This is a genomic window from Leptolyngbya sp. BC1307 (assembly GCF_002286735.1).
In the GTDB taxonomy this organism is placed as follows: domain Bacteria; phylum Cyanobacteriota; class Cyanobacteriia; order Phormidesmidales; family Phormidesmidaceae; genus Phormidesmis.
Genome location: NZ_NRTA01000033.1, coordinates 42,871 through 49,225 on the forward strand (window position 1 = coordinate 42,871; position 6,355 = coordinate 49,225).

A 6,355-nucleotide genomic window follows, 5' to 3' on the forward strand; every position below is an offset into this window, starting at 1 on the left:
ACTCCCTCATGCTTCCTACCAGTTTACGGCACAGCTTCTGTCCCCGGCCCCACCCGCTGCCCTTTGCGCAACCACTCATCGGTCACCTTCGCCCGCTGCCCCGGACTCAGCAGCGGCACCGCCTGCCCCTCGATCATCGCCTGCTGCCCATTGGGCACCAGCACCCACAGCCCCGGCAGCCCATCGGCCTTACCCACCTGCTCCCGCAACCGCTCCAGCAGCGTCATCTGGTCATAGCGCGCCAGCAGCCCCGGATAAATCAGTAGCACCGTTTGAGTCGCCTGCATGAGCTGGGCCTCCACCAGCGGCATCGCCCGCCCCACCAGCAGCATCAGCTTATCCCAGTCACCCTGCCCCGGCGTCGCATCCGTCTTCAAAACCAGATCCCAATTCACCCGCGACTGCTGCGTTACCTGCCGCAGCGACTCAATAAACAGCGCCTCATAGTCAATGAGCTGTAGCGGGAAGCGATCGCACAGCGTTTGCCGCGCCTCCGGATAGCGCCTCGGATCGGCCAGCAGCGCCAAAAAAGCCCCCTCCCGTATGCCCCGCCTCAGCTTATCTTCCAACAGCCGCGCATCCGCCTCCGCTGGCGTGATCTCATGACTACTCGAAGCCGCCCCCGTCATCAACCGGGCCAAATTTGTCGTACTGCTCAGCGAAAACTGCTCTCGCGCCTGATTGACATAGCAACCCTGCGGGCTATGCCAGACCAAGTTCGGCATAAACTGCTGCAACAGCCTATCTAATGCCGGTCTTCCGGGCAGCTCAGCCGCCTCCGGATAGCGCCCACTGATGCGATCTCTCACCTGCGCCACCGTCAGCGACTGCGCCCCGTACAACGCCCCCTGCGACAGCCGCAATGCCCGCTCCGCCTCCATGCCGCTGGGGTACAGCTCCTGACGGCTAGAGAGTGCCGCCTGCTGAGAAGCCGCCGCCGCTAGCTGCAACAGTCGCCGCTCGGGTAAAGGCGCTGCTGCCGCCGGAGGGTCAATCTCTTGCAGCTCCAAAATCGCCCGCTCTGGAGCTACCAGCGGATCTTCCTGCGCCAGCTGATCGGCCTTTTCGCCCAGATTGCGGCCATAGGTAGCCCAGTCGCTATCAGTGGCAATCAAGGTACGGTCGCCGACCTGCAAGATTACAAATCTCGGGCTCACCATCGTGCGCTCTACTTCTGTGGCTGAACGGAGAAGGGCGATCGCCTCCCGGGTACGCATTTGCGACTCCTCAGTTAGCGACCCCCGCTTCAATAGCAGTGCCAGCGCCACTTCTTCGGCAGTCATCACCCCACCTGCCTGCTGCAAAATATCCAGCACGTCATTTCTAAGCTGAGTCACCGCTGGCGTTTTGGCCCACCGCTTTTGAAACTTGCCCGCTAGCTGACTAATGCGCCCTCGCGATAGGCCAATTTGACTGGCCACAGCCGTATGGCTAGGCCAAAAGTCATCCACGCTCGTGTCTAACCCAAGCAGCACGGTCAAGGTACGCTGCGCCGACTCGCCGTCTTTACTGCTGGGCTTCGCAATCTGCTGCACCAGCCGGTCTACACTCAGGCTTCCCGACGCTGCCTGCGCTGCCAGATAGGCTTCTTGAGTGTCACTACCCAAATCGCTGAGGGTAGGGGTGCCGAGGCGCGATCGCAGTTCCTGAGACACCGCCAAAATCTCTCGCCGGGTCTTATGCCCCACCCCTTTCATCCGCTGCAATCGGTAGCGAGACGTTTTGATCAGGTCTTTCACCGTCAAAATATTGACCAGATCCAGCGCGTTTGTCGATCTCGCCCCCAGTCCTAGCTCCAAAATAGGGGTCTCAAAAGTCGCACTGGCCAGCAATTCTTTAAGCGCCGTCTCGTCCTCAGCCTCTAGCAGCGCCCCGGGTTCTTCAATCGCATCAAAGCATCTGCGCCAGGCCCGCAACATTTCTTCTCCATTGTCAAATCGTTCCTGAATATCGCGCCGAAAAGCCTGCTCAAAAAACTCTGTTAAGGGCTTTCTCAGCGCCGTCTCAAATCGCTCCGGCTCCAGCACAATTTCTGCCTTCAGATAAGACGGATCGCTCACCCCATCGCCCCATACTGGCAGCGTTCCGGTCGTCATCTCATACAGCGTGATACCAACCGCGTAGCGCTCTGCGTAAGAGTCCCACTGAGCAGGCTGGCGCACACTCAAAAGCGGATCTAAATAGCCGTTTGTTCCCGCCTTGATATTGTCTCTAGGCGCGCGCGATAGCGAAAAATCAAACAGCATCAAATGCAGCTTGCTCCCCTTCCCGATCTGGCCAATGGCAATGTTATCCGGCTTAATATCCCGGTGACTCACACCCTGCTCTTCTAAAAAGTTCACTACGCCTAGCAGATCTTCTCCAAACCGCTGAAGCATATCAATTCTCAGCGGCCCTTCTTTACGAATTCGCTGCCCCAACGTCTCAATCAGATATTTATCGCGCTCTACCAGCACCGGCTGCATCAAAATGCCCAGCCGATTGCCTACTTCCACCGTCTTATAATATTCAACAATATGTGCATGACGCAGCTGACTCAGCACCTCCGCCTCGTCTTGAAGGCGACGATTGTGCTCCGGATCATTCGCCACCTTCAGCACATAGTCCTTGCCTTCCGCTTCTACCAAAAAGCCCACCGAGCAGGCTCCCTGCCCCAACCGTTTGCGAATGGGGAAATTACCCCTCAGCACATCGCCCTGCTGAGCATCGTTCGGATTTTCGACCAGATTGTTTTCTGGCTGAGTCAGAGACTCTTCCACCATGTCCAGCGTCAGCAGCAGATCAGCCACCGTCTCAGTGCGATGCTCCACGTTGGGATTCGTGCTGTCTAAAATTAAATGCTGCAAACTTTCGGGTGCCCCGTTCAGCACTGAGCTGATTTGTAGCCCGTTGGTTTCCCGCAGCTTTTGGCCAAGCTCTAACCCGTTGGCGGCAGGGGGTTGGCCGGAGAAAAGGTAGAAGGCGATCGCCCCCAGCGAAAAAATATCCAATTCCTCGCCGATCACATCCGCATTGCTCAAGGCTTCTGGCGCTAAATAGGCCGTATTTTCGTTCTCCAGCAATCGATCAATATGAGCCGTCGCGGTCACCTCATAGCTGGCCCCTGCCGAAACTGATCCCGCCCGATAGCCCAACTGCCAGTTCGTGATCTGCACTTTCGGATGGCCCGCCCGATCTTCTGAAACCAAAATGCTGCTAGGGTTCAGCCCCCGATGAATTACGCGCTGCCCGTGAGCAAAGCGCATTGCTTCCACCAGCTGACGCATCAGATCTAGCTGCACATCAATGCCCAAAGGCTCCTGCCGCTGCGCCAGATAGTGATCGAGACGCACTGCCTGAGGATTGTGCTCCAAAATCAGCGCTGGCCCTAGTTCATGCTCACTTAGCGCATAGGCGCGCAAAATTCCAGGATGCTGCAAAGACTCCAGGAGCTGAAACTCCCGCTTCGCCGCCCGGCCAATCATCGCCTTATCTTCTACCGAAGCCTCACGCCGCACCAGATAAAATCGCACCCGCCGCTTCATCTTTTCGACCTGAACATGCGTCGCCGACCAATCCTGATAGCCCGGGCCATCGTCAATAATTTTCTCTAACAGGTAGTCGCTCACCTTCCGCGACTTCTGTGAGGGCCGAATCCCGGACTGCTCCATCGCCTGACCCACCAGCTTGGAAACGGGTCTACTGTAGGGATTGCTGTATGAGGTGTTGAGCGATCGCACTCCCTCACACTCCCGCCGCATGATCGCCGCCATAATCCCTGGTCTAGAAGGCCCATCTCTCAGGCACACCTTTTGTCTTGCTTCGAGCGGCAAGCTCAGCGTCAAATTCTTAGCAGACAAAAAGACCAGCGGCTCCAGAAAGGGCACCTGCTTACCCTTAAACGCTCGCTGCCTTTCTAGCAAAGACTTCAGGCGCTTTGATTTCAAATTTGTCAGCTTCAGCGGATTATTATTGCTCCGCCTTCTGCCATCTGGAAACTCTACAGTCCAGGTGCCCGCATCGCCCGATACTCGCCCCGGCCAGCTTTTGATTTCTATCAGGAAAAAGCCCTGAGGCGTAAACACCAGCAAATCGACTTCGTTAATGCTGCCATCCGACGCGATAAATTCAAAATTTGACCAGGCCCGATAGGGTTCATGGCCCGGAAACTGGTGACGGATAAATTCCAGCGCCTCCCGCTCATGGTCAAAATTTGACTCAGTGACGGTAATCCAGTTTGTGGATGCGCTCATAGTTCAGTCAGTACGGGTAGGCTGTGCTGATTCTAAATCATGAATACACTTTCAACCACGGTGGTTTGCAGGCTATTTATGAAGCCGTACTGCTGGCATATGGGCTAACTGGAGATGGATGCTAGCTGCTTAGCCCAGTCTGTGTCGGCTGTCTGAATTTCGCTAGCGGGCAGCATTTTGCGCAGGCGCAGCAGTTCTGAAATGGCGGCAATGTCGCGATCGCGCCCGATCCCTGAGACAGCCATCACCTGCTCATCTTTGACATAAAAAGCGAGAAAGTCTTTCTCGTCTAAATTGCCTTGAATAATCGTATCGTCCCAATCTTCAGCATGACCTACGTAGCGCAGCTTCATGTCAAACTGCCCTGTCCAAAAGAAAGGAACGGCGTCAAAGGGGACCTTTTGTCCGGCCATATTACAGGCGGCAATTTGCCCGTGCTGCATCGCCAGTCGCCAGTGTTCTATCCGCACGGGCTGACCGGTAATGAAGTGCGGAAACTGGGCAATATCGCCAGCGGCATAAATACTGGGCGTCGCTTGCAGATACTGATTAACTAATAGGCTGCCGTCTTTTTCATCCATTAGCAGCCCTTCGATAAAGTCTGTTGCAGGCTGGACGCCAATGCCTACGACAACTAGATCGGCTTCTAGCTTTTCACCGCTCTCTAGTTCTACCGTTTCGACTTTGTTCTCTCCGTGAAAAGCCTTTGCCTTTGTCTCTAGCTTGAACTTCACACCTTCAGACTCATGAACCTGGCGAAACAGCTTGCCTACTGATTCTCCTAATACGTTCTTGAAGGGAATTTTGTGCGATGCGACAATAGTTACGTCCAGTCCTTGCTGTTTTAAGCTAGCGGCTACTTCCATGCCGATGAAGCCATCGCCGATAATCACGGCCTTTTTTGCGCCTTTGGCCGCTCGTAAGATCTGCTGGGCATCTTCAGCCTGCCGCAGTGTGAATACATTAGATTTATCTGCCCCCTCAATAGGTAGCTGCCGAACTTGTCCGCCTGTCGCTAGCAAAAGCGCGTCATAGCCCAGCGTGTTGTTACCATAGGTCACTTGCTGTGACTCCACGTCTAGCTTGCTGACCCTGGCGGAAGTCTCCACTTCGATACCGTACCTTTTATAAAAATCAGCTGAACGAAGCAGGTCCGGGCCTTTGACTTCGTCGCTCTGCAGGTAGGCTTTGCTGAGCTTGGTGCGGTCGTAAGGTAGCTCACTATCGACAGTGAGCATGACGATGCGGCCTTTGTAGGCTACCTGTCTGAGCATCTGTGCGGCTGCGCTTCCGGCTGCGCCCCCGCCGACAATGACAAACACTCGCTGGTCGCTTTGCGGATCTGGCTCAGTCAGGTCAGGCATGACGTGCTCTTTGCCGTCTTTTGGCAGCTCGACGTAGACTGTGCCTGACTCGACTTGAACGGGATATTTTGCTAAGTTATCGCATCCGGGGGGCTCGATTTGGATACCTGATTCGGCATCGTAGCAAGCGTTGTGCCAGGGGCAGACGATGCGGCCAGCGTGCAATATTCCTTTGGCCAGGGGTGCGCCGTAGTGAGAGCAGTGAGGAGCGATCGCACTAAACCCCGATTCAGAGCGGATCAGTAGAATCTCTTTCCCAGCAACAGAAAACTGCTGCATATGTCCTACTTCCAGGTCATTGACCTGACATACTGTTTCTCTTTGAGAACTCATTGACTGCTCCTTTAGCTTGCCTGCTGCCGCCGATATGCGTGCTATCTGTCACAGTAGTGAAACTCGCTGCCCCAAACATCTCTCATTCGACACAGGCAGTCCTGACTTTTGTTTTTGCTGACCCCGTTTATTTGCTGCTGCTGTAAGGAGGAAAGCGTTGTTTCTGCCAAGATCTAATTTTCAACAGATATAAAACAATCTTGTCTCATCGTCTGTGAGCCAGAGACCGACGCTGTGACCCAAGGTGGTTGCGCAGCTCTAGTTGCGGCCAAAGGTCAGATTTTCTAGGCTCTGCCCGGGCGGCAAGTCAATAAACAGCAATTCCAAATTCCAACTAACGGACAGTGCTTGCGAAGAAACGTATCAGCCGTTCAGCGAGAAATGGAGTAAAGTTCACAGCAGCCCTAATCCGCCAGGACACAGCCG

General features: G+C 55.1%; 2 protein-coding genes. Both read right to left on the reverse strand.

From position 1 onward, the window contains the following. Positions 1-23 precede the first annotated feature (23 nt). A complete protein-coding gene (pglW, locus tag CKL79_RS16165) occupies positions 24-4,232 on the reverse strand; it encodes a BREX system serine/threonine kinase PglW (RefSeq protein WP_121970615.1) in 4,209 nt (1,402 codons plus the stop codon). Positions 4,233-4,336: 104 nt separating this feature from the next. After that, a complete protein-coding gene (locus CKL79_RS16170) occupies positions 4,337-5,929 on the reverse strand; it encodes an FAD-dependent oxidoreductase (protein WP_121970616.1) in 1,593 nt (530 codons plus the stop codon). Between the last annotated feature and the right edge of the window lie 426 nt (positions 5,930-6,355).